The sequence below is a fragment of the Propionimicrobium sp. PCR01-08-3 genome (genome assembly GCF_030286045.1).
GTDB lineage: Bacteria > Actinomycetota > Actinomycetes > Propionibacteriales > Propionibacteriaceae > Brooklawnia.
The window spans coordinates 682,568-704,069 of sequence record NZ_CP127390.1; the positions used below are offsets into that span (position 1 = coordinate 682,568).

At 64.1% G+C, this 21,502-nt stretch carries 22 protein-coding genes; 12 read left to right on the forward strand and 10 right to left on the reverse strand.

Features of this window, described 5'->3' with window-relative positions; genetic code table 11:
• The first annotated feature begins 419 nt into the window (after window positions 1-419).
• Entirely contained in the window at window positions 420-1,937 is a 1,518-nt protein-coding gene (locus QQ658_RS03240; RefSeq protein WP_286026245.1) for a DEAD/DEAH box helicase, read from the forward strand.
• A 116-nt stretch (window positions 1,938-2,053) separates the two neighbouring features.
• On the opposite strand, the gene QQ658_RS03245 is transcribed toward QQ658_RS03240, so the two are convergent.
• Together QQ658_RS03245 and QQ658_RS03250 are read right to left on the reverse strand one after the other, a co-directional pair.
• Window positions 2,054-2,347 carry a cysteine hydrolase family protein gene (locus QQ658_RS03245; protein ID WP_286026246.1) on the reverse strand — a complete coding sequence of 98 codons (294 nt, stop codon included), beginning with the start codon at window positions 2,345-2,347 and terminating at the stop codon, window positions 2,054-2,056.
• Between the two features lie 52 nt (window positions 2,348-2,399).
• Entirely contained in the window at window positions 2,400-3,074 is a 675-nt protein-coding gene (locus QQ658_RS03250) for a dihydrofolate reductase family protein (RefSeq protein WP_286026247.1), read from the reverse strand.
• Window positions 3,075-3,249: 175 nt separating this feature from the next.
• Between QQ658_RS03250 and QQ658_RS03255 the strand changes: the two genes are divergently transcribed.
• From QQ658_RS03255 to QQ658_RS03285, 7 genes are all read left to right on the forward strand, one after another.
• A complete protein-coding gene (locus QQ658_RS03255) occupies window positions 3,250-3,540 on the forward strand; it encodes a DUF2277 domain-containing protein (protein ID WP_286026248.1) in 291 nt (96 codons plus the stop codon).
• A 21-nt stretch (window positions 3,541-3,561) separates the two neighbouring features.
• Window positions 3,562-4,404, forward strand: a complete 843-nt coding sequence (locus tag QQ658_RS03260) for a DUF805 domain-containing protein (RefSeq protein ID WP_286026249.1) — start codon at window positions 3,562-3,564, stop codon at window positions 4,402-4,404.
• A 140-nt stretch (window positions 4,405-4,544) separates the two neighbouring features.
• Entirely contained in the window at window positions 4,545-5,729 is a 1,185-nt protein-coding gene (locus QQ658_RS03265; protein ID WP_286026250.1) for a nucleoside hydrolase, read from the forward strand.
• 138 nt (window positions 5,730-5,867) lie between these two features.
• The gene (locus QQ658_RS03270; protein WP_286026251.1) at window positions 5,868-6,713 is read left to right on the forward strand and encodes a hypothetical protein; all 846 of its coding nucleotides are present in this window, start codon (window positions 5,868-5,870) and stop codon (window positions 6,711-6,713) included.
• 8 nt (window positions 6,714-6,721) lie between these two features.
• Window positions 6,722-7,570: an energy-coupling factor transporter transmembrane component T family protein gene (locus QQ658_RS03275; protein ID WP_353057939.1), complete on the forward strand. Its 849-nt coding sequence runs from the start codon at window positions 6,722-6,724 to the stop codon at window positions 7,568-7,570.
• Window position 7,571: 1 nt separating this feature from the next.
• Window positions 7,572-9,215, forward strand: a complete 1,644-nt coding sequence (locus tag QQ658_RS03280; RefSeq protein ID WP_286027022.1) for an ABC transporter ATP-binding protein — start codon at window positions 7,572-7,574, stop codon at window positions 9,213-9,215.
• Window positions 9,216-9,442: 227 nt separating this feature from the next.
• Entirely contained in the window at window positions 9,443-9,898 is a 456-nt protein-coding gene (locus QQ658_RS03285) for a hypothetical protein (RefSeq protein ID WP_286026253.1), read from the forward strand.
• Between the two features lie 336 nt (window positions 9,899-10,234).
• On the opposite strand, the gene QQ658_RS03290 is transcribed toward QQ658_RS03285, so the two are convergent.
• From QQ658_RS03290 to QQ658_RS03305, 4 genes are all read right to left on the reverse strand, one after another.
• A complete protein-coding gene (locus QQ658_RS03290) occupies window positions 10,235-12,223 on the reverse strand; it encodes a hypothetical protein (RefSeq protein ID WP_286026254.1) in 1,989 nt (662 codons plus the stop codon).
• Between the two features lie 446 nt (window positions 12,224-12,669).
• Window positions 12,670-13,374 carry a hypothetical protein gene (locus QQ658_RS03295; protein WP_286026255.1) on the reverse strand — a complete coding sequence of 235 codons (705 nt, stop codon included), beginning with the start codon at window positions 13,372-13,374 and terminating at the stop codon, window positions 12,670-12,672.
• Between the two features lie 128 nt (window positions 13,375-13,502).
• Window positions 13,503-13,874 carry an ArsR/SmtB family transcription factor gene (locus tag QQ658_RS03300; protein WP_286026256.1) on the reverse strand — a complete coding sequence of 124 codons (372 nt, stop codon included), beginning with the start codon at window positions 13,872-13,874 and terminating at the stop codon, window positions 13,503-13,505.
• A gap of 340 nt (window positions 13,875-14,214) precedes the next feature.
• On the reverse strand, window positions 14,215-15,534 hold the full coding sequence (locus QQ658_RS03305) for a cytochrome P450 (protein ID WP_286026257.1): 1,320 nt from the start codon (window positions 15,532-15,534) through the stop codon (window positions 14,215-14,217).
• Window positions 15,535-15,580: 46 nt separating this feature from the next.
• On the opposite strand from QQ658_RS03305, the gene QQ658_RS03310 reads away from it, so the two are divergent.
• The gene (locus QQ658_RS03310; RefSeq protein WP_286026258.1) at window positions 15,581-16,198 is read left to right on the forward strand and encodes a TetR/AcrR family transcriptional regulator; all 618 of its coding nucleotides are present in this window, start codon (window positions 15,581-15,583) and stop codon (window positions 16,196-16,198) included.
• Window positions 16,199-16,595: 397 nt separating this feature from the next.
• Window positions 16,596-16,838: a helix-turn-helix domain-containing protein gene (locus QQ658_RS03315; RefSeq protein ID WP_286026259.1), complete on the forward strand. Its 243-nt coding sequence runs from the start codon at window positions 16,596-16,598 to the stop codon at window positions 16,836-16,838.
• 53 nt (window positions 16,839-16,891) lie between these two features.
• Here QQ658_RS03315 and QQ658_RS03320 read toward each other — a convergent pair whose 3' ends face one another.
• Together QQ658_RS03320 and QQ658_RS03325 are read right to left on the reverse strand one after the other, a co-directional pair.
• Complete coding sequence (locus QQ658_RS03320) at window positions 16,892-18,376, reverse strand: ATP-binding protein (RefSeq protein ID WP_502928944.1); 1,485 nt, start codon at window positions 18,374-18,376, stop codon at window positions 16,892-16,894.
• An 11-nt stretch (window positions 18,377-18,387) separates the two neighbouring features.
• Entirely contained in the window at window positions 18,388-18,954 is a 567-nt protein-coding gene (locus QQ658_RS03325) for a type IV toxin-antitoxin system AbiEi family antitoxin domain-containing protein (protein WP_286026261.1), read from the reverse strand.
• Between the two features lie 353 nt (window positions 18,955-19,307).
• Here QQ658_RS03325 and QQ658_RS03330 point away from each other — a divergent pair, with 353 nt between their 5' ends.
• A complete protein-coding gene (locus QQ658_RS03330) occupies window positions 19,308-19,622 on the forward strand; it encodes a helix-turn-helix domain-containing protein (protein ID WP_286026262.1) in 315 nt (104 codons plus the stop codon).
• A gap of 52 nt (window positions 19,623-19,674) precedes the next feature.
• Here the strand turns inward: QQ658_RS03330 and QQ658_RS03335 are convergent, their stop codons facing one another.
• Together QQ658_RS03335 and QQ658_RS03340 are read right to left on the reverse strand one after the other, a co-directional pair.
• Window positions 19,675-19,902: a hypothetical protein gene (locus QQ658_RS03335; RefSeq protein WP_286026263.1), complete on the reverse strand. Its 228-nt coding sequence runs from the start codon at window positions 19,900-19,902 to the stop codon at window positions 19,675-19,677.
• On the reverse strand, window positions 19,899-20,279 hold the full coding sequence (locus QQ658_RS03340) for a hypothetical protein (protein ID WP_286026264.1): 381 nt from the start codon (window positions 20,277-20,279) through the stop codon (window positions 19,899-19,901). Before QQ658_RS03340 ends, QQ658_RS03335 begins: the two co-directional genes overlap by 4 nt.
• A 209-nt stretch (window positions 20,280-20,488) precedes the next feature.
• Between QQ658_RS03340 and dprA the strand changes: the two genes are divergently transcribed.
• Entirely contained in the window at window positions 20,489-21,493 is a 1,005-nt protein-coding gene (dprA, locus tag QQ658_RS03345; protein WP_286026265.1) for a DNA-processing protein DprA, read from the forward strand.
• Window positions 21,494-21,502: the final 9 nt, after the last annotated feature.

Genomic DNA, 21,502 nt, shown 5'->3' on the forward strand with positions numbered 1-21,502 from the left:
CTCTGGCATCAAGCAGAGCGACCAGTGGGATACTCGTGCTCGGAGCTCCAAGAATCGTCGCTGCGTGTGGCTTCCTGGATCGGGCGCACGAGTGCGTTCTGTTTCCCGCTGCGTTCTCAACAAACTCGATCCGCTCAGAGATGGACGCAAGCGTCCATCTCCCTCGCCTCTGCGAGTGTTCATGCTGGCTGGTCAATCGTTTGTGCTCGCCGTTTTGCTCTAGCTACCTTCCTTGTCTTCGGCAATTCGGGCAAGCTCGATTGTGCTCGGGCTTCGCCAGCATGACACACTGGATACCAGGACGCGGACATCGCGTCCGGCATCGCACCACTTTCGTGCACCGCGCCGCCGGCCTGACCGGCGAAGACGCGAGCCGACTTGGACCGTGGTGATTCATCGTTTCTTGGAAGCAGTTCTTTTTGTCTCAATCTGATTGCGCACCTGAGTCCTTCGCGGCCCTGGGTGTGGATGCAAAGCTGATCGACCCCCTCAAGCAGCAGGGCGCCAGCACCCCTTTCCCGATACAGACCGCCACATTGCCGGACACATTGGGCGGCCGTGACGTTCTCGGACGCGGCCGAACCGGTTCGGGGAAGACCCTGGCGTTCTCGATTCCGTTGGTCTCCCGGCTGGCAGGGCTGACCTCGTCCGGCAACCGGATCACCCGGCACAGCTCGCCCGGAGCACCGCGCGGACTAGTGCTCGCTCCGACACGTGAGTTGGCCAGCCAGATCGTCGCCACCATTCAGCCGCTCGCGGACGCAGCCAAGCTGCGCGTGATGACCGTGGTCGGAGGCGTCAGTAAGGCTCCGCAGGTACGGCAGCTGCGGCGAGGCGCCGACATTGTCGTGGCCACGCCGGGCCGTCTGGAAGACCTGAAGTCAGAAGGCGAACTGCGGTTGGATGATGTTGCGGTCACGGTGCTCGATGAGGCCGATCACATGGCCGATCTCGGATTTCTGCCGAGCGTCACCCGCATCCTGGCGGCGACTCCCGCCGACGGCCAGCGGATGCTCTTCTCGGCGACCCTCGACGGCGGTATCGACAAGCTCGTCAAGCGTTTTCTGCACCGGCCACTGACCCACAGCGTCGATTCGGCATCCTCACCGGTCAGCGAGATGAGCCACTATGCACTGCTGGTCGCCGATGCCGGTGAGAAACGGCAGATCATCCGTGAACTTGCGGCCGGCGCGGGCAAGCGTCTGCTGTTCACCCGCACCAAGCATCAGGCCCGCCGACTGGCCCGCGAGCTCACCGCCGCCGGGATACCGGCCGTCGAGCTGCACGGCAACCTCTCGCAGAACGCCCGTGAGCGAGGTTTGAAGGCGTTCGCCAGTGGCGAGGTGCGCGTGATGGTGGCCACCGACATCGCTGCCCGGGGCATCCACATAGACAACATCGAACTGGTGGTGCACGTCGATCCGCCGGCCGAACACAAGTCGTATCTGCACCGTTCCGGACGAACCGCCCGGGCCGGTCACAGCGGCGAAGTGATCACCCTCGTGCTGCCCGAACAACGCCGAGATTTCCAAGCGCTGGCCCGTGCCGCCCATATCTCCGCGACGCCGAAACCGGTGCATCCGGGAGATCCGATGCTGGCCGAGCTGCGCGGCCCGGCCGCCGAAGCCATCGCACCCGAATTGGCGCCTGCTGCGGCCTCCCGACGCGTGCCGCAAAGCTCGGCTGCCCCGAGAGCGACGGCATCAAGAGCGGTGGCGTCCAAGGCAGCGAAGCCGCGCCGAGCCGATTCTTCGCGCCAACGTCAGATCGGGCGAAGCGCGCAGAGTCGTCCTGGACGCAACCGGGGCACAACCGGCCAAGCCGGAACCAGCCGAAGCGGACGAGGCCGGACGCAGCAGGGAACCCAGCCATCGCAGGGCGTCATCGCCTTCTCCCGGCAGTCCGGCCGGCGGGGAAGTTCGCAGCGGGCGGCCTGATCGTATCCGTGACGTCGGGCCGTGGCGTCCGAAGAAGTCACGCCTGTGACCCTGAGTTCTTCACGCGTCAGAGAGGGTGGCGGAGATTGCGCCGGTATCCAGCAGGCGGACGCCGATCAGTTCGAGGTCTGCGAGCCGGTCTGGCGTCGACGCCGAAACCGCGTCGTTGCGCCGGCTTCGACAGTGGCCCTGCGCACGGCATCGGTGTCCGAGCCGCCGGGCCGATAGAGACGGATGACATGGACGATCGGGCGATGTGCTGCCCGAAACGCCGCCGTCAGCTCAGCGAGCCGGGGGAGCACCTCCGCGGTGCCCGGCACCGGCATGGCGCCATCGATGAAATCGTGCTGCACATCGATCAACAGCAGCGCGGCACTGCCGAAGTGCGGGGAGAGGTAGTCGTGTTCCATGGAGATTAACCGCGGGTGTGTGCTTGCCGGACATCGGTGTACATGCCAGTAATCATCGTGGAAGGCCTCTTTCGTCGTACATGTCGTCCATGATCTGCTCATAGCTCGGGCCGATGCCACGAAGCGCGTGCAATCGTTGGACTGCTTCGTCCACGCTTCTTTCTGGAACCCACGCAGGCCGGAATCGGAGCGCGACCGCGCCGGATCCGAACTCCTGGCGATTCACGAGCTCGAGCTGGATGCGTTCGCGCAAACCGGCTAGCAGGGTCGGCCCGTACCCGGCGATGACCGGTTGCACGATGAACTCATATTCGTCGATCAGTCCCAGGTCTGCCAATGCCAACGGGAGCGTGACTCCGCCTACCGACAGGCCCTTGCCGGGCTGCTGTTTGAGCTGGCGAACCGCTTGCTCCAAGTCACCGCGTATCAACTCGGCGTTCCAGTCGACCTCGGTCAGCGTGTTCGATACGACGTACTTCTTCGCGCTGTCCATCGCTTCGGCGAAGGGGATCTCCCATTCCTCCATCCAGTCCGGCCACACGCCCGTGGCCGGCAACCGCCACGCCGACTCCATCATCTCGTAGGTGACGCGCCCGAACAGCTGGGCATCGGATCGTGCCATCTCGGTGGTCCAGTAGTGCATCGACTCCTCGTCCGGAGGAAGTCCTGCCTCGTGGTGGCAGCAGCCGTCGAGCGTGACGTTGATGGAGTATCGAAGTGGTCTCATCTTGCTGCTCTCCTTTGATGCATTGCGCCGTCATGGATCTGTATGTCAAGGCTATGGCCGGTGCCCAACGAGATTGGCGGCTTCGACCGGCATAGGGGCCGCTCCGGCATCACATCGTTCTCTGGAAGCCGTCAAAACGCTTTGCCGTGAGCCGATAAAAACGTAGGGTCGGGCCATGTGCCGAAACATCCATACTCTGCATAACTTCGAGCCTCCGGCGACCTCGGACGAGGTGCGTGCGGCCGCGCTGCAGTACGTCCGTAAGATCGCCGGCACGACCAAGCCGTCCAAAGCAAACCAGGACGCCTTCGACCATGCTGTCGATGCCGTCGCCCACGCCACTCAGCATCTGCTGGACGAATTGGTCACCACTGCGCCGCCGAAGAACCGTGAGGAAGAGGCTGCCAAGGCTCGCGAGCGGGCCGCTCGTTCCGGACGCTACGCAGCCGCCGCCTCAGCTTCGTGACCGAAAGCTTAAGGAATGAGCATGTCAGATCAGTCGCCGAGTTCTTCCGATCCGGAATCTCGTGGCAATGGACAGCAGTGGGGTCAGTGGCCTACGGGGGAGTCCTATCCGGGACCGCGAGGCTTCGAGCCATATTCGCAGCAGCCGTCGTACCCGCAGCAATCGTCCTGGCAATCCCAACAGACGCCGTGGGACGCTCAGCAGCCGCGGTATGACCAGCCGCCCGCGGCACCGGTGCCGTACGGGCAGCAGCCCCATCCGTACCAGCAGCCCGACCCGTACCAACAGCAGACTCCATATCTGCCGCAGGTCCCTTACGCCCAGCCGGGGCCGTATCAGGACAGCTTCAGCGAGAATCCTTATGGGCCAAACCCGTACGGTTCGTTCGCCAGCCCCGGCGCCGGGCGCCCGCGTCCCTCGGTCGGCCCCGTCGAGGCGGTCAAACTGTTCTTCAAGAACTACGCGGTGTTCAGCGGCCGGGCCTCCCGCTCGGAGTACTGGTGGGTACAGCTGTTCTTCGCGTTGGTCTACCTGCTATGGGTCTTCCTCTTCGTGGTGTTCGGAGGATTCGCGTCTCTGGTGACTGGTTATGATCCCTACGGATACGGCTCCACGAGCGCCGGTCTCGGAGCCGGCTTTGTGCTCCTCTTCATTCTCGGCTGCGTGATGGGCGTGGCGGTCATCGTGCCGAGCTTCGCGCTCACCTGGCGACGTTTTCACGACACGGACAAGTCGGGAGCGATGTACTTCATCAGCTTCATTCCTTACGTCGGCATCCTGGTTGTGCTCATCCTTCTCGCGATGCCGTCGGTTCCCACCGCGTGGCAGCGCTGGGACCACGGCCAGCTGCCCGTGGAGAACTGACTCAGGCCTCGGCCCAGCAATGGGAATGTTGCTCGGCGGCAAGTGATCCTTGGCGGGGACGATGAGTGCTTCGAGGATCTGGGCGAAGCGCGCTCCGGCTCATCGCTTCTCGGCCCGCACCGTCGTGACACAATTGTGGGATGCCACAGCCTCGGATTCCGCTCTTTCTCGACTGTGATCCGGGCATCGACGATGCGATCGCGTTGGGATATCTGCTGTGTCAAGATGATGTCGACATCGCGGGAATCGCGGCGAGCGGTGGCAACGCTCCGGTGGAGCAGACCACTCGCAATGCTCTTGGCTGGCTGCAGTTGGCTGGACGAACAGACATCTGCGTCCATCCCGGCGCGGATCGTCCGCTCGCCCAGGACGCCGACTACGCCTTGGAAACCCACGGCGAAACCGGTGCCGGATACGCGCGGCTTCCTCTCGAAGGGCTTCCCCCGAGCGATACGGACGCGGCTCACGCCTGGGCCGCAGCTGCCAGGGCTCATCCGGGCGAGCTGATCGGCGTCCTCGTCGGACCCGCGACCAACCTCGCGCTTGCTCTCGACCTCGAGCCCCGATTGCCGCAGCTGATCAGGCGGCTGTTCATCATGGGCGGCGCGTTCAATTACCGTGGCAACACTCGTCCCACCACCGAGTGGAACGTCACCTGGGACCCCGAAGCCGCCTCCCGCGTGATCGCCGCGTTCGGTCAGGCGTATATCGCCGGGGACGCACCATATGCGCCGGTCATGGCGCCGATCGAAGCCACCGAGGCAGTGGTGATGACCCCGGAGCGGTTGGCAAAGATCCGTAGCAGGGGAGACCTCTCGCCCAATCGGACGCCGCAGTGGAGCACATGGCTCGACCAATTGGCCGCCGCGTTGCGCTTCTACTTCGAGTTTCACGAATGGGACGGCCACGGTTACCTCGCGCACATCCACGACCCGTACGTGCTGGCGGCGGCGATCGAGTGGGCCAGGCAAGCGGAGACGACCGGCAAAGTGGGCCGAGCAGGCAACGACCGTGATCCATTCACGACAATCGCGACTGATGAACTACGAGTCAGCGACGAATCCATTCGCGCCGTCGAGCCGGATAGGCGAGAAGTCATGGCTAGGGGAGACACGACGCCCGTACCGTGGGCCGAAACCACGCAGGCTGCGGTCGACATCGAATTGACTGGTACGCTCACCCGCGGTGAAACCGTGGCCGACTGGCTCGGCAGATGGAATCGTCCGGCGAATGCGGAGATCATCCGTCGGATCGACGCCGAGAGTTTTCTCGATAACCTCACCGAGGCATTGCAGAAGGGGCCAGGGGGACCAACACAGCCTTGAAACTTCGCGGGCGACCGGTTTCGGCGCTGCACGATCAAGCGAGGACGACGGGTGCTCTACTCTCGAAAATGACCGGTTGAGGGATAAGCCGCATGGCACGTGGACATCAACCGGCTGAATGATAGGAAGGACCAACCAATGACCGCTCCGGATAGCGGGTCTGGGCAGGGGCCCACCGCCACGGTGAGTCCCGCACAAAACCCGAACCGAAACCCTGCTACCTCCACCCCCGTAACGGCGCTGCTTCTCGCGGCCGCAGGCGCCGCGGTGATCATCGTCACCTATGTGATGGTGCTCAAGACCCAGCCGGCCACGCTGGGACAAGATCTCGGGACCACCACCTTGTGGGTGATGGCCGGCTACCTCGCCGGCGCCGTATTGATCGCAGCCGGCACGCTGCCACTGATACCGCGCAGCATCTTCGCGCTGATGCCGGTGGCCATCGCGCTGAACATCGTCATCGGCCAGATCATCGGCACGCTGACCCCCATCCCGCTCTATCTCGACTCCCTCGGCACGGTGATCGTCGGCGTGCTCGCGGGCCCCGCGGCCGGCGCGCTGACCGGCGTGCTGAGCAACGTGATCTGGGGAGTCACCATCAACCCAACGGTCATCGTCTTCACCGCCGGCGGCGCATTCGTCGGAGCCGCCGCCGGATGGGCCGCCCGCCTCGGAGCTTTCCGGAGGTTCTGGACGGCGCTGATCGCAGGCCTTGTGGTCGGCGTCCCCGCGGGTGCGGTCGGCGCTCCGGTTGCCGCATTCGTTTATGGTGGCGGACTGGGCGTGGGCACCGGCACGGTCGTCGCCACGCTGCAGGCCGCCGGGCTTGAGATGCTCCAGGCGACCACTGCTCAGAGTCTGTTCTCCGACACGATCGACAAGGCACTGATCTTCTTGCTGGCCTTCTTCGTGCTGCGCAGCCTGCCCAAACGCATCGTCGGCCGCTACGCCTTCGCCTGGCATTCGCTGTCAGGCGCGCGCTGAGCGTGGCCGTGAATTCCAGAGAACCTGGCATCGGTGACGAACATCAAGGTCAGACAGGTCGTCCAGGCGACAGCGGGAGTCTTCATCCCGCGACCGAGCTCGTCCTCCTCGGATGCGGTCTCGTGCTCATCTATGGTATCGGATCACCTCTGGTTCCGGCCGCGATACTCCTGTGTGCAGCGGTGGCCGCCGCCCGGTCGCGACGTATCCAATTCAACCGCTGGCTGATGACGTTGATCGCGCTCGCCGGCCCGATGCTCGTCATGGTCGGCATCATTCAAGGCCTGTTCTATCCGGGGCGCGATGCCGAGATCCTCTGGCAAGCAGGTCCCGCCGCGGTGACCGTCGAAGGGCTCAGCGTGGCGCTGCAATTGTGGCTGCGGGTGGCCGCGATGATCGCCGTGTGCGCTTTGTTCGCCTTCGGTTCGGACGCTGCGCGAATGTTCGACGGGCTGATCCGGCTTCACGCGCCGGTGAGTCTCGCGTATGTATGTGCCGCCGCCATGAGCCTGGTGCCGGTGCTGCAGAATCAGACCCGGCAGACGGTGGACGCCCGGGCCGCGCGCGGGTGGAATACGTCCCGGTGGCGCACCAGGGTCGCGCTCACCCCGCGGATCGCCGCCGGACTGGTCACCTCGTCCTTGATCCAATTCGATCAGCGGCACCAGACCCTGATTCAGCGTGGATTCGACACCAGGCGTAGGCCATCGCCGCTGCAGGACCACAACGATGGCCCCGGCCAACGGACGCTTCGCCGGGCGGCACCACTGTGCGTCCTCGCCCTGGTCGTTGCTTCGCTTTCCGGAGTTCTCGCGTTGCCGACCGCGTCCGAGCTGTTGGGGTGGTTACGTGGTTGAGATGGCAGCGATCGAGCTGGAGGGCGTGAGCTTCCGGTATTGGGGCAGCGGCAACACGAGCGCTCTTGATGAGATTGAATTGCGGGCGCGTCCGGGAGACATGGTCGCGGTGCTGGGCCCCCAGGGTGCCGGTACCTCGACACTGTGCCGCCTCGTCACCGGCCTGCTGGACGAACTCGGATCGGCCGATGGCGAACGCCACATCACTGGGCAGGCTGCCATGCTCGGCGACGATCCCGAGGCGCAATTGACCGGAATGACCAGCTTTGCGGTCGATGAGGTGCGGCTGCCACGTAGGCTCCGAGGAGATGCGCCGCACATTGCCGATCCGGCAGCCGATCGGGCGATGGATGCCCTGGGAATCGTGCATCTCGCGCACAGGCGGCTCGACACCCTGTCAGGTGGCGAACGGCAACTGGTCGCGCTCGCCTCACTGATGACGCTGGATCCGGCCGCGCTCGTGCTGGATCAGCCGTCGTTGTCGCTGGACCGGGTTGCCCGCGAGCGGCTGTTGCATGCTCTGGCCAGGTACCGCGCGGGTGGTGGGGCAGTGCTGCTGGCCGGGCATCAGCACGATGAGCTGAGTGCCGCAGCCGACCGGGTGCTGTTCATGCGCGGCGGCCGAATCGTTGCCGAATACGATCGGCATGCATGTGCAGCTGCTGACCCACTCAAAAGCGGCACGGAGGGATCCGGCCGTGGCCCAGCTGCGCAATCAATTGATGCCGGTCTGCTGGCTTCGTATGGCGTGTGGGACGCCCTCGGCGCCACCGCGACCTCTCACGCACCGACCCCAAGCGAGGGCCAGATTCTGCTCAGGGCGCGCGGACTCGGCGTCCGACGGGGCAGTAGGCAGATTCTCGGTGATCTGAATCTCAAGGTTTCTGCGGGCGAGGCCGTTGTAGTCGTCGGGCCCAACGGATCCGGAAAATCGACTCTGCTGCGGGCGCTGGCCGGGCTTTTGGAGGACGAGGCGAGAGTGGACGGGCAGATCGTGGTGGGTGACGCCGGCAGCGAGATCGCGCTCACCGGTCGTCCGGCCTATGAACGCGCCGACCACCTGGCGTGGGTTGGGCAAGATCCCGGCGCGCAGCTGTCGGCCCCGACGGTGCGCGCAGAGCTGGAGAAGGCCGTTCCATTGCGGCAACGGCGGCGCAGCAGGTCTTTCTTGCCCGGCGAGACCGATGATGAGCTCGGTGAGACATCTCCTCCGGGTGTCAGACGTGCAGGACGACGCCCGAACCCAGATCCTGCGCATTTACCCTCGTGCCCGGGTGGGGCCCGGAGGAGGGGGCTTGGCTTTCTCGGCCGAGCCCGCATGCAGGCGCGGAGTGAGTTACGTGCCGCACGCGCACATCGGGTGGCCGCGATACTCGACATCTCCGGTCTGAGCGAGCAAGCAGACTCACATCCCTATGATTTGACGCCGGACCGCCGCAAAGACCTGGTGATCGCCACCGCGCTGCTGTTGCGTCCGGCTGTGTTGCTGCTGGATGAGCCGACGCTGGGCCGGGACGCCGAAGGAATGAAACGGCTGCAGCACATCGTGCAGGTCCATCGTGACCTTGGGGGAGCGGTGCTGGCCACCACTCATGACATGCGCTGGGCGCATGACGTCGCCGATCAGATCGTAGAACTCACCTAGCCGGATTCCTGCCGATTCTCGCCGGTACCCTCGTTGCTCATTGCCGGATCGGCGAACAACTTCGATATGGAGGCCATCACCACGCTGCTTGTCCGATGGAGAGGACGATCGCGTCGAGCTCAGGATCATGGCCGAGCAGATCCTTCGTTGCCATTGCGCACGGACCCACCTGGGCCATGTGTCGCTTATGCTGACCGGAACACGATCAGATCGGGAAGGGACGAGAAATGGCACTTGACAAGCAGCAGGTCCTGGCAGGAGCCCCGGCAGCACTCAACGGTGAGGACAAACCGTGGGAGGTCGCGGTCGCTGGAGATTCGATCGTCGCGCGGTGGAAGTGGATGGACGCCCGGTTCTTCGGACCGGGCAGCGTCAGTGACGAGCAACGCGACTTTACATTCACCGTCACGCTCAAAGACAACGGGAAGTGGAAGGAGTCGGACACCTCAGCCTCGCGTACCACGAACGTGAGCATGAACGGGGGAAAGATCGGCTTCGGGACTAGCGCATCTTCGTTCAAGGGGCATAGCACGCAGAAGTCGGTGAGTTTCGGAATCGGGCAGGATAAGAGGGACGGCAGCATGGGTGTCGTCAGGTCGTCGCTGGACACCGGGCTCGTCAAGGACGCGGTACGTAGCTACCTGTCACAGTGCGGATGGAAGAAGGCCGGACTGTTCGGCTGAAATGGTTGTGCAACCCACCGAGCATCGGCGGCGGCGACGTGGAAGTGTACGGCGAATTCATCGGTGGCATGCTCAGGGGGTCTGCTCGTGGTAAGCGAGCAGACCCCCTGAGGTCAACGGTTTAATTGTTTGGGCCCTGCTTGGCGCGCTTCTCAGCCCGCTTTTCCTTGATGCTTTTCTGCGGAGCCTTTTTCTGATCGTGTGAGGTCGATTTACTTCCCATGGCGACCGCTTCCCCTCTTCGTTGTTGGCTGGCGGGTTTTTAGTGACCATAGTTCGGTTTTCGCAGTTGTCAAGGGATTAGAGCCGGTCGCTTCGGCGGCCTTTGTTCAGGGCCTACCGATTGTGCTGGACCACCGCTCCATGCGTGCCCGGATCCTGCCAGGCGATGACCTTGTCGTCGGATCCCGCGCCCAGGAGCTGCCGGTATTCGTCGAGCGATTCGGGGGCAACGACCAGTACGGCACTGCCGTCGTCGAGCCACGGCCGCGCCGCCTGAACCAGCGGGTCGCCGGTGAGTGTCTTTGTCGCCTGATTGATATCGGAGGTGCCCCACGATGAGGTTCCTCTGTCGACCGCGCAGATCAAAGTGTCGGTTTCGCGTCCGGTAACGATGATCGCGACCTGCTGGTCGGGCACCTCCAGCGACGCCTGGCAGGCCGCGGCTAGGTCGGGACGCGGAGCGATGGCTCCGAAGACCCGGCCCGGAATATCCCCGAGGCCCTCCTGGGAGAACGTCATGGTGTGCGACATCGCCAGCGGAACGATACCGATCACACACATCGTCGCCGCGACTGCTCGCCGGGTCACGGCTCGCGCACCGGGTAACGGCACCCGGTCGGCGGCGACGATGGCTATCATCACCGACCCAATCACCATGCCGACGATCGTGATGCCGTTGAGCGCCTTCTGCGGGTAGTAGCTGGGCCGCGACTGGCCGGCTTGCGTGACAACGACCGATTCGATCACGAAGTAAGCCACGATGAGCACCGCCAGCAACGCACTGGTCAAGCTCGCCCGGCGGACGCTCGGCCGTTTGCAGATCTGGCCAGCCGGGGTCCGGACGACAAGGCCCAGCATGGCGAGCAGTGCCGCGGTCAGGGGAGGTAACACGGCGCTCACTGCAGTCAGCCCGCCGCCAACCGTGGCGAGATAGCCGACCGTCGTCCCGCCTTCGTATTGCCAGGAAATCGTGATCAGGGTGACGATCAGCACGATCAGGGCGGTCGAGATGACCACGATCCGTTCGACGGCAGTCCCGATCCATCTGCTGCGGCGCCAGGGGAACACTCCGACAAGCGAGAGCCCCGCGGCGAGCACACCCATCGGAAGCCAGGCACCCCCGGCACAGAGAATCGCCGCCAGAATGGTACAGGCTTGAAGCATGCTGAACACTCGGCGCAGCCCGGTCGCCGCGAGACCGGCAGCGAGCACCATGACGACGGCAAAGCTGAAGTTGTAGTGGCCGTCCCCGGGCGCGATGATGCCCGGGCCGAAACCGAGGACGCCCAGGCCGGCGCTGATCGCGAAATATCCCCAAGCGCCTGCGCGGCGGACGATCGGTAGGCCGGCGATGCCGGCGGCGACGATGAAGTATCCGGCCGCCAGCACGATGCCTACCGTCATCACGAATGCGACCGGCAGCAATCCGGGATCGGTGACCGGAGATCCGGTGAGGACGTCCATGATCGAGGCCGCCACACTGTGATAACCGGCAGGGTAGCTGGCGAAGGACCGCGGCGTCTGGTCTGCGGCTGGCCCCAGGTTGAAGATGATGTTCTGATGCCGGTGCATGGCGACGACCATGGAGTAGTGCGAGGAGTTGTCCCACGTTGCGGAAAGCAGTCCGTAGGCCAACTCCGGCGTCCGAGCCTTGAACCAATAGGTCAGTGACGTGATCGAGGTGAGGGTCGCGAGCACCGCCATCGCGATGTCGGTAGCGGCGACAGCCGGACGAATGCGACCGCGTAGCAGACCACGGTGGCTTGCCGCGAGCGTGCCACAGACACCGCCCACCAGCAGGCTGAGCAGCAGCCCGCCGCGGGTGATCCCGATCGCCGGCGCAGGGATCATCCAAACGAGATAGGTTGCAGCGCACAGCAGGACGCTGTTGACGAAGACCCTTCCCGAAAGATGGCGTGCGGTGGGAATCAGCACAACCGACGCGGCACCGATCAAGAGTGCCGGGATGCCGACCAAGATCTCGCTCGCGGCCAGTAGCGCAGTCACGATCGTCCCGAAAACCACGGACCCGACAACAAAAGCTCCATCTGCGGCGCGATGTAGATCACGCGAGGTGTTGAAATTATGCATGCGTCGGGCCACCAGCGCAGCTTACCGGCCCGCCGGTACGCCGATTCGCCGGTATCCTGCGGTGATCATCCGTGGCGGGCGCGATTACGCGCGCCGGGGCGGGTGGGGCCCGCTGGCTGGCGATCGTGTGACGATGGCCAAGCCGGACGAGCACCTGACAGCTCAAAACATTTCGAGCGCGGGTACTGGATGCGCTCGCACAATCAGGTCTGCTGGATCAGGCTCCGGTGCCGGCGTCCGCAGTCGGCAGAGTCGGGTGTGAGCCGGATCCAGCGGACGGATGACTTACTTATGCGTGCTCCAAATGGAATCGAATATCCTCGGCGACAGTAGCGCCGCTGCCACGCCGGCGGCGGTGACGACCCAGAACGTGACCGGAATGTCGGACTTTCGGGCAGTTTTCATGGTGGCTCCTTGATGATTGTGGCGACGTGGGTGTGTTGGACGGCGAGTGAAAGCTAAAGCTTGAGGAAGGGCCGACCTTCGGCGGTGTACTTGATGCCCTCAAGCATCCGGGTCAGCATCACGTTGGACGACCAGCCCCACATCAGGCCCGCCACGATGAGCGCCTTCAGTTTTCCCTTCTCGCTGATCTTCGCAAACGCGTTCGTGCGAGTGAGAAGGCGGGTGCGTCCGTTGGGCAGATCTTCCAGGAAGAAACCCCATGTCCACGCGAACTCGTCGGTGCCTGCCGGCAGCCACGCATAGGCGCCGTCCTGGGTCGGAGGACGTCGGGTGTCCGACAAACCGACCCAGTAGTGGCCCGGCTCGTGCAAGACGACCTCCATGCCGATGCCCTGCTGGCCGAAGAAACACCAGTCGCCGACTTTCGTGTGCTGCCATCGCTCTTGGGGCGTGTAGGTGTTGTGGATGAGGAAATGCACGCCCCGCTCGAACATGGAGAAGCTGTAGAACCCGGCCTTGTCCTGTCCGAGCTGGTTGAGCAGCGGCCAGGTCTTTTCTCGTGGCGCATCGATCTCGATCGCCATGGTCGTCGTTGTCGTCTCCGGGTCGGTGAGAAGGTCATCGCCGGGGTAGGGGTCGGGAACCTCCTCCGGCGGGACGATATGCCGCTTCGCGTACTGGTTGAGCACCGCGACCGCGGCCACGGGTACTGCTACGGCCGCCGCAGCAAGCTTGCGTCCGTCAATCTCCACCCTCATGCAATTCACCCTTCAGGTCGTTGGCTTACAGCCGGCCGCGCATCGTCACCGACCAGGAACAGGCTGCTTGGCTGGACTATAGTAGAATCGCTATGACTCGATCCGACGTGATCCAGGCCCTCAAGCCGCTAGTGGCAGGTCTCTTCGAAGGGGCAGGTATCGCAGTCGAAGTCGTTGACGCAAGGCGTCAGGGCGTGGGCGAACGCGAGGTCCATCAGACGGCGGTATTCGTCGTAGGTGTCGAGATTGAGGCTGTAGTGCACTCGTGCGCCGACTACGTTGCGCGTCACCCAACCGGCTCGATGCAAGATGCCCAGGTGCTTGGTGGCGGTCGGCTGGCTGACGCGAAGGGTGTCGGCCACCTCGCTCACCGAGAGCGGATTCTGGCGATGCGAGCCGAGGACCTTGATCATCTTCATCCGGATCGGATAGCCCAGTGAGGCCTGCAATTCGCAGCAGCGCTCGACCAGTCCGCGGGCTTTCGCTGGGGTGGCAAGCACCCGCGGGAATGGTACGTGGTGTGTCGATGCAGTCACCCGAAGCCGATCCGTCGTCATGAATCGTGACTCTACGCGGACCGCAGCAAGCAGCCCGTACCTCTTTGGAGCGGATGGCAGCCAGCTCCTGTGGTCGGCGTTCCGGCGAGATCGACACCGTCGCCTGCTTCGCTCATGAGCAGGGTGCCATTGCTCCGACTACAAAATGTTCATAAGTACAAGTAGATGAAGCTCCACGACTCGGTGTCGACGAAGGCGCGGTCGCCCGAGATGTCAGGAACGAGCAGGGCATCGAAGCTGCCATCGACCGCATCGAACACCTCACCCTCCTGCAGTGTGATGGCTAACGATCCGGGCGGGCTCCAACTGAACTCGTGGAGTTGTCGTCAACAGTCAGCCGTAGCCAGACGCCGTCTCTGGGCCGCATCGCCGACAAACCGGTGGCCCGGACCTTGCGCGGCTCCAGGACGAAACCACCGCGTGCCAGCAATCGGGCCAGCATCACGGTGAGCTCGGTGATTGCCATAACCGAACCCAGACAGCGGTGCGCTCCACCACCGAACGGCAGATACTCGCCACCTGGACGATGCGGAGCCGACAGCCAACGCTCCGGACGAAACTCCAGAGGGTCCTCGTACAGCTGCGGGTCGCGGTGCGTGAGGTAAGGGGAGATGATCAAGGTGGCGCCCCGCGGAATCTTGTGCCCGCGGACACTGAAGGACTCCGCGACGTAACGCGGAATGACCGAGGCCGGGGGGTAGAGGCGCAATGCCTCGCTGACAATGGCGTCGGTCAATTTCAATCGGCCCACCTGCTCGGCGGTGGGCAGCTCGCCGCCGGTGACATCGAGCACCTCTGAGCGCGCACGCTCAATCAGGTCGGGGCGTCCGCCCAAGCCATACAGTGCCCAGCCCATCGCTGCTGATGTCGTCTCGTACCCGGCGGCAATGAGGGTTACCACCTGGTCGCGAATCTCCAGATCGCTCAGTCCCGACCCGGATCCATCGCGTCCGCGTACCAGAACCGCAAGCACCTGGCTCTCAGTCTCGGCTGGAACAGAGCGCAGTCGATCAATCTCGGCGTAGACGAACTCGTCGAGCTGCTGCCTTGCCGCCTCCGCCTGTTGCCAGCGTCGGGTGCGCAGCCTCTTGTGCACGCTGACCATGTCGGGCAGCAGGCCGGTCAGATCGATTAATGGTTGCAGTAGGGCACCGAGGGAGTCGGCCTTGTCGGCCATTCGCTCTCCGAAAAGGGAGCGCAGCGTCGAGCGGCGGATCGCGGCACGGAACAGTTCGTAAGCGTCGAAGGCCACGCCGGGCGTGATGGCGTCCAGGGCCTCGTCCGCGGTGGCGGTCATCGTGGCGACATAACCGTCGATCTGCTTGTGATGTAGGCCCGGACGCACCAGCGTGCGGCGCCGCTTGTGGTCTTCACCATCGGAAACGATCACCGACGTCGGCCCATCCACGGGAACCAGACCCTTATACGCCCGCGCGTTGCTGAAGTGCTGATCATTGGCGAAGACCGCCTCGTTCGCCGCCGCGCCGATCAAATAGACGTACGGACGCCCGAGCCAGCCGTATGAAACGGACCCGAACAAGCGGGAGTGTCGTCCGATCCACTCGGCGAACGGATACCGGACCACAGGGTGCGTTGCGCTCATTCAGCCACCTTACTCCACAGGTGTGGAATCAACTAGAGTAGAGCGCATGACAGCCTCAAGTCGGCAGGAAGCGGCGGCGGAAATGCGGACGCGCCTGGTCGACGCTGCGATCGAGCAACTGGCCGACGACGGGATGCGTGGGGTGACCCACCGCCGTGTGGAGCAGCGTGCCGGAGTGTCGCAGGGTTTGGTGAAGTACCATTTCGGAACTCTGGATGGGCTGATCGAGGCCTGTGTCGAGCGGCTTGCCGATGTGGAACTCGGCTCGGTGATGCGGGTCACCCCCGACCAGGTCGCCGAGGCGCAAGAGACCAACACAATCCCATCGAAGGTATGGGACGCGGCACGGAACACCTGGCAGGCGATCACTGCCCATCCAGGGCTTATTCGTGCCCGATACGAACTCTTCCTGCACGCCGCCAGAAACCCGGAACTACAGGACATCGTGCGGCGTGGTCGCGCCCGATTCATTGCGGCTGCCGCAAAGTCCCTACCGCTGGCGGCTGATCCGCAGGCTGCGGCGCGGATGGTGATTGCCCTGGTCGACGGCCTGGTGCTGCACCAGATCTCGGCACCTGATGCAGTCTTGGACGAACTGGGCCCGGCCTACCTCCTGGCCGCCGGAGCCGCAGCCCAACAATTCCCTTTCACCGTTGGACAGTAGTCACCCATCAGCTGGATCGAACCCTGCACGATGACCCGCAACGTGCCAGCGCCAAAACAAGAAAAGTCCCCAGTATCAATGCACGATGTCGCGGGACTTCACGCGGGGTGTTCGGCCCTTCGGGCCTTAACCCACTCCTTCGCCTCGGCAATTCGAGCAAGCTCGATTGCGCCCGGCTTGCGTCGGGTGCCTGCATAGCACGTTCGGCAACTTTTCCTCACGGCAAATACGCTGGTCAGACGCCTAAACCTCGGAGTCTATAGGGTCCGCAACCGGTTCCAAAGCACCGCTCCGATGAACCATCGCGGGCCTGTTGTGAGGACTGTCGGGATGGCTCAAACTTTTCTCTCCCCCCGAGGTTGACTGCTTGGTCGCCGACCACGAGGCTGGAGCGAGCATGCAGGAGTTGGCTTCCGCGTACGGCATCTACCGCGCGACGGTCTTCGCCCACCTCCGACGTCGTGAGGTTCCGCGGCGGCGTCCCGAGCTCAACGATCAGGAACAAGCCGAGGCGGTGCGCCTATCACGCGAGGGCATGTCGATGCGCGCGATCGGGCGTCGAATGGGCGTAAACCGAAAGGCCGTCCGCGCCGCGCTCGTCAAAGTGGGGCTCGTCGACACATCTGCGTCCGCGAGATAGCAGCGGTCGAGACGCAGCTCCTCCTTCGCGTCTGCGGACATCGGGTCAGTGGATCAACCATCGTCTCTCTGACCTTCGAGCGCAGAACGCCCCGCATCAGTGATTCGGTAGCGCTGATCACGACTTGTGGGCTTGTCTGGAAGAGTCATTTCCAGCAGGCCGGCCTTGAGTAGCGGCTCGATATGGCGCCGGAACGCTCGGGTCTGATTGACGATGCGCAACGTCTCCATCAGTTGTGCACGACTCGCAGGGGATTGTTCAACACGGTGGAGGATCGTCAGCTTGCTCGCGCTCCCTGTAGCCGACTGTCGTCTTGGTGCCTCCTCTTGGTGTCTTAGTGCCCCGTCTTGGTGCTCGCCGCGGCCGCCCAGACGTGCCTCAGGGGCGTGAGAAGGCACATAGACGGTGAAGCGCAGCCGGTCCATCACCTCTTCAACGCGAGGCTCAGGAAGTCCGGCCTCGGCAATCTGCTCGAAGACCCGTTGAACGCCGGTGCCCCACTGCTCCATGATCCCGGCCTCCCGGAAGATCCGCGCCAACGACGGATTGCGCAGGCGGGAGGCCCGTCGCATCGACTCCACCGTCATCCCCGGCAGCAGCAGGCCCGGACTATCGATCTGAATGCGATCGTCGTAGAACCCGACACGAATCGGGGTCCCACGCTCGGCATAGTTCGCATGGACGAGGGCGTTGACCACGACCTCGCGAATCGCCTCCACCGGGATCGAGTACACATCACGCCGCTTGACCTCTCCGAACACGGCCGTCTTGAAGGCGTGCTTGAGCAGAAACTCCATCACCGTGTCCACGGCCCGTGGCATCGGACCATGGACCTCCGTCTGGTCGAAGATGTCAGTCCCATTCGGTCCACGCAGCCGCCCACACTGCACCCACGCCGACGGAAGGAACCGCGTCGGATCCGGACACGCGGCCAGAATTCCCGCATTGGTCGGCAGGATCTCGCCGCCCTGCTTGACCGCAAGCCCCAACGCAAGAAGATCGTCAATCCCAGTCTGTCGGCCCCGTAGCTCCGACAAGCCCTCCAGATCCAGGTCTCCCAGCATCGCCCGAGGCTCCGGCAAGTCCTCGAATGCGACACCGCGCGCGTTGCGCTCCAACTCGGCAACCAAGGCGAGGTCGGCCTGCCGGGTCGAGGAACCCAAACGAACGTAGACCCCGTCCTCGGGACCCTGGTCCCTCATGTGATGCGGGCGCCGGGTACTCAAGGGCACATCAACCACCAGAACGGTCGCCTCACCCAACGTCATCAGGTCAATGCCGGGCACCAGCTGCGGAGAAATCCGATCGGTGATCAGACTCGTGATGCGCTCCTCCTCAGCGAGAGGGTCTTCGACACCGGCGACGCTCCCGTCGTCGTTGACGCCGATCACGAGACGACCACCAGCCGAGTTCGCAAACGCAACAACGGTCCGAAGCGGCTTCGTTGGCGACGACAGGTCACGCTTGAACTCCAGCGTCTTGCCCTCTGACTCGATGACCCGGCCCCTCGAGTCCAGAGTGAGGATATCATGGAGCACCGATGACGAGCTCATGTCAGGACCTCCAGTACTGAGCCGATCGAAGAGTGAACCTTTGGGAACGACGCGGCCATTGAAAGGAGGGCAGACGGATGATGGCCGGGTTGGTGTAGCCAGCGCTTGAGCGCTGTGATCGCGGTGTCACTGCCCTGTTGGTGGACGAGCCTGAAGACATCGACGACCGTCCGCTCCGGAGAATAGGTGAACAAGCCGAAGTTCTCGTCCAACGCCTCGCGCCCGATCTGGAATGTCGTCGGGTCGAAGCTGTGCCACGTGACGTGATCGAAACCTGCCGGATGACGGACACCTCTCGGAAGGGCGATGTCCGTACCTATCGGAATCTCATCACTCAAGTCATGGCGGACCAGCGCACTGGTCAGGCACATCGTCGCCGATGGCTGGACGGCCGTTGCAGCCGCAAGTGACTCCAGTGACGGGTCAAGTGATCCGACAGCAACGTAGACACCACGTCCAACCCGCTCGAACTCACCCGCTTCAACTCCCTGATAGACCTGATCCTTGCGCAGCCCGGCCGCACGGGCATCAGCCAACGTGAACGCAGCTGGCAATGCACTCATACGACTCCCCTCTAACCGCACACAGCTCAAGACTATGTGTCAGCAGTTGGGAAGTCCAGAGGCGTGCTCCCGGAGTCCTTCGCCCCCAGGTCCCAGAACAAGCGAGCGGACTCAGGTCCACAAAGAGGCCAGAATCATCGTGCATCACCGCGGAAACTGCGTCTGATCAGGTAAAACGGGGAAGCAAATCCGGCTCCGACGTCGAAACGTCGGAGCCGGAGACCGGGTCCCTGCGTAGTACGTTCGCAAACCTTACCCCGCGTCTGAAGACCCTGGTCACACGCTGGAAGCGCGGTGTCTACCGGGTGTCCCAGCGCCCGGAAACCGCCCCGATGGAGGACTCTCGGGGCACCGTGGTTCGAAGGATTGAACATCTTCAAACCTTTCTCACCGCTGCCGAGGTCGACCGCCTCGTGGACGACTACCTCGACGGCACGACGGTCAACGAGCTTGCAGACAGGTACGGCGTGCATCGCGCCACTGTGTCGGCGCACCTCACGCGGCGGCGCGTCGGGCGTCGCCGTCCGGGACTCGGAGTAGAAGAGGCAGCCGAAGCGGTCCGGCTCCACCTCGGCGGTGTTTCGATGAGGGCGATCGCGCAGAGCATGGGTGTGGATCGCAAGGCCGTGCGGCGTGCGCTGGTCGAGGCGTCGGCGATCAGCGCGTGAAGCAGACGAAGGCCACCGGGGAGAGTTCCCGGTGGCCTTCCTGTTGCTGGCCTCAGTTGCCGGCGTCCTGGGGCGGCTCTTGTCGAGGTGATGCCGGGCCGTGTCGCTCCTGGTGTTCGGCGTCGGCGCGAGCGAAAGCCATGCCGATGAAGAGCTGGGCGAGCTTGTGCAAGTCCGGGTTGGTGCGTGGTTCGGCCACAATGCGGTAGTTGCGCATCCGGGATGGCGGGGTCTTGCGCGGCTTGCTCGTGGCTACCGAGTCGACTTCGCGGGCGCTCATCGGGTCGCTCCCATCGGCTCGACCTCGTACTGCGCCTGCGCTTCCTCGCCGTTGGTGTTTGCGTTGGGGCTTCGGTCAGGCTGGGTGACGCGGATGTATCGCCGGAGCACAAGCGTTACCGGGTCGATCCGAAGCATCTTGAAGCCGTTCCAGGTGAACAGGATCACCAGTGCGTTGAGCCAGCCGGGGCCGTCGTGGTTGAGGATCGTGGTGCAGATCGCGGCGGCGTAGAAGAACATCGCGGCCAGGCCGACCGCGAGCAGGAACCACCTGACTCCGTGACGACCGTGAGTGCGGATCAGCAGGATGTTGGTCGGTGCGTACCTGAGTAGCCGGTATCGGATGCTGAAAATGGTGGTGAGTGCGAACTGACTCATGTCGGGGCCTCGTCTTGTCATAGCAACGGCGCAGTTGACCGTTGAGGCAGCTATGAATGAGTGCCCACGAGGGGCCGTCCCGAAGGACCCGCAGAGTTGAGAACCTGCCTCGTCCTCAACTCTACGTCTGGGCTGCGACGAAAGGAACCCCTTCGGTAGCGCCCGGGTGTGCACCTGGTCGGTGACCTTGGAGTGGAAGGACACCGATCATGGCGAGTTTGGCGGAGCAGGTGCAGGGCGAACGGATGGCGCGGATCGTGCTGTCGATGATCGCTGAGCCGGACGATCTGACGACCGGGTACGTCTTGGGCCGCCACGGCGGCGTTGCGACGCTGAGCCTGGTTCAGTCCGATCACGACGTGACGGGGCTGGGCCGCGCCGACGTTCTGTTGTGGCGTGAGCACCTGCGGGCGCGGATCGCGCCCGACTTGATGGAGCGCGTGGCCGAGGTCGAGCAGCACGGGTTCGGCACGCTGATTCCGGCGGATCGGGAGTGGCCCGCCGGGCTGGACGAGCTGGGTGACCGTGCCCCGTATGTGCTGTGGACGCAGGGCGCGTCGTCGTTCCTGGCGACGGCGCTGAGCGATCGGGTCACGATCACGGGCGCTCGCGCGTCCACCCACTACGGCGAGCACGTCACCAACGACCTGGCGACAGGTCTGGCCGATGAGGAACGAGTGGTCATCGCAGGTGGCGCTTATGGGATCGACAACGCGGCGCACCGGGGCGTGCTTGCCGCCGGCGGTCAGACAATCGCAGTCCTGGCAACTGGCTTGGATCGCCGCTACCCGGCCGCACACACTGAGCTGCTGGATCGGATCGGCGACACCGGCCTGCTCGTGAGCGAACTCCCACCGGACACCACACCGACGCGGGACAGGTTCATCGCACGGAACCGCTTGATGGCTGCACTCTCGGGTGGTGTCGTCATCCCCGAGGCCGGCGTGCGGTCCGGGTCGATCGCGGCCGTGCGCACCGCTCACCACCTCGGGCGCGGCATCGGCGCGGTGCCCGGTCCGGTGACCAGTGCCGCGAGTAGCGGACCGAACGAACTCATCAAGCAGGGAATTGCCTCCGTCATCACCCAGGCTGGCGATGTCATCGCACTGCTCGACGGGGCTGAGCCAACCGGCAAGAACCTGACGCGATCCGCTGCTGGACACGAGTTCGGCGGCTATCACTCTGCGCCGGGCGGGTCTGGGCGTTCGATCTAGTGAGCTGAC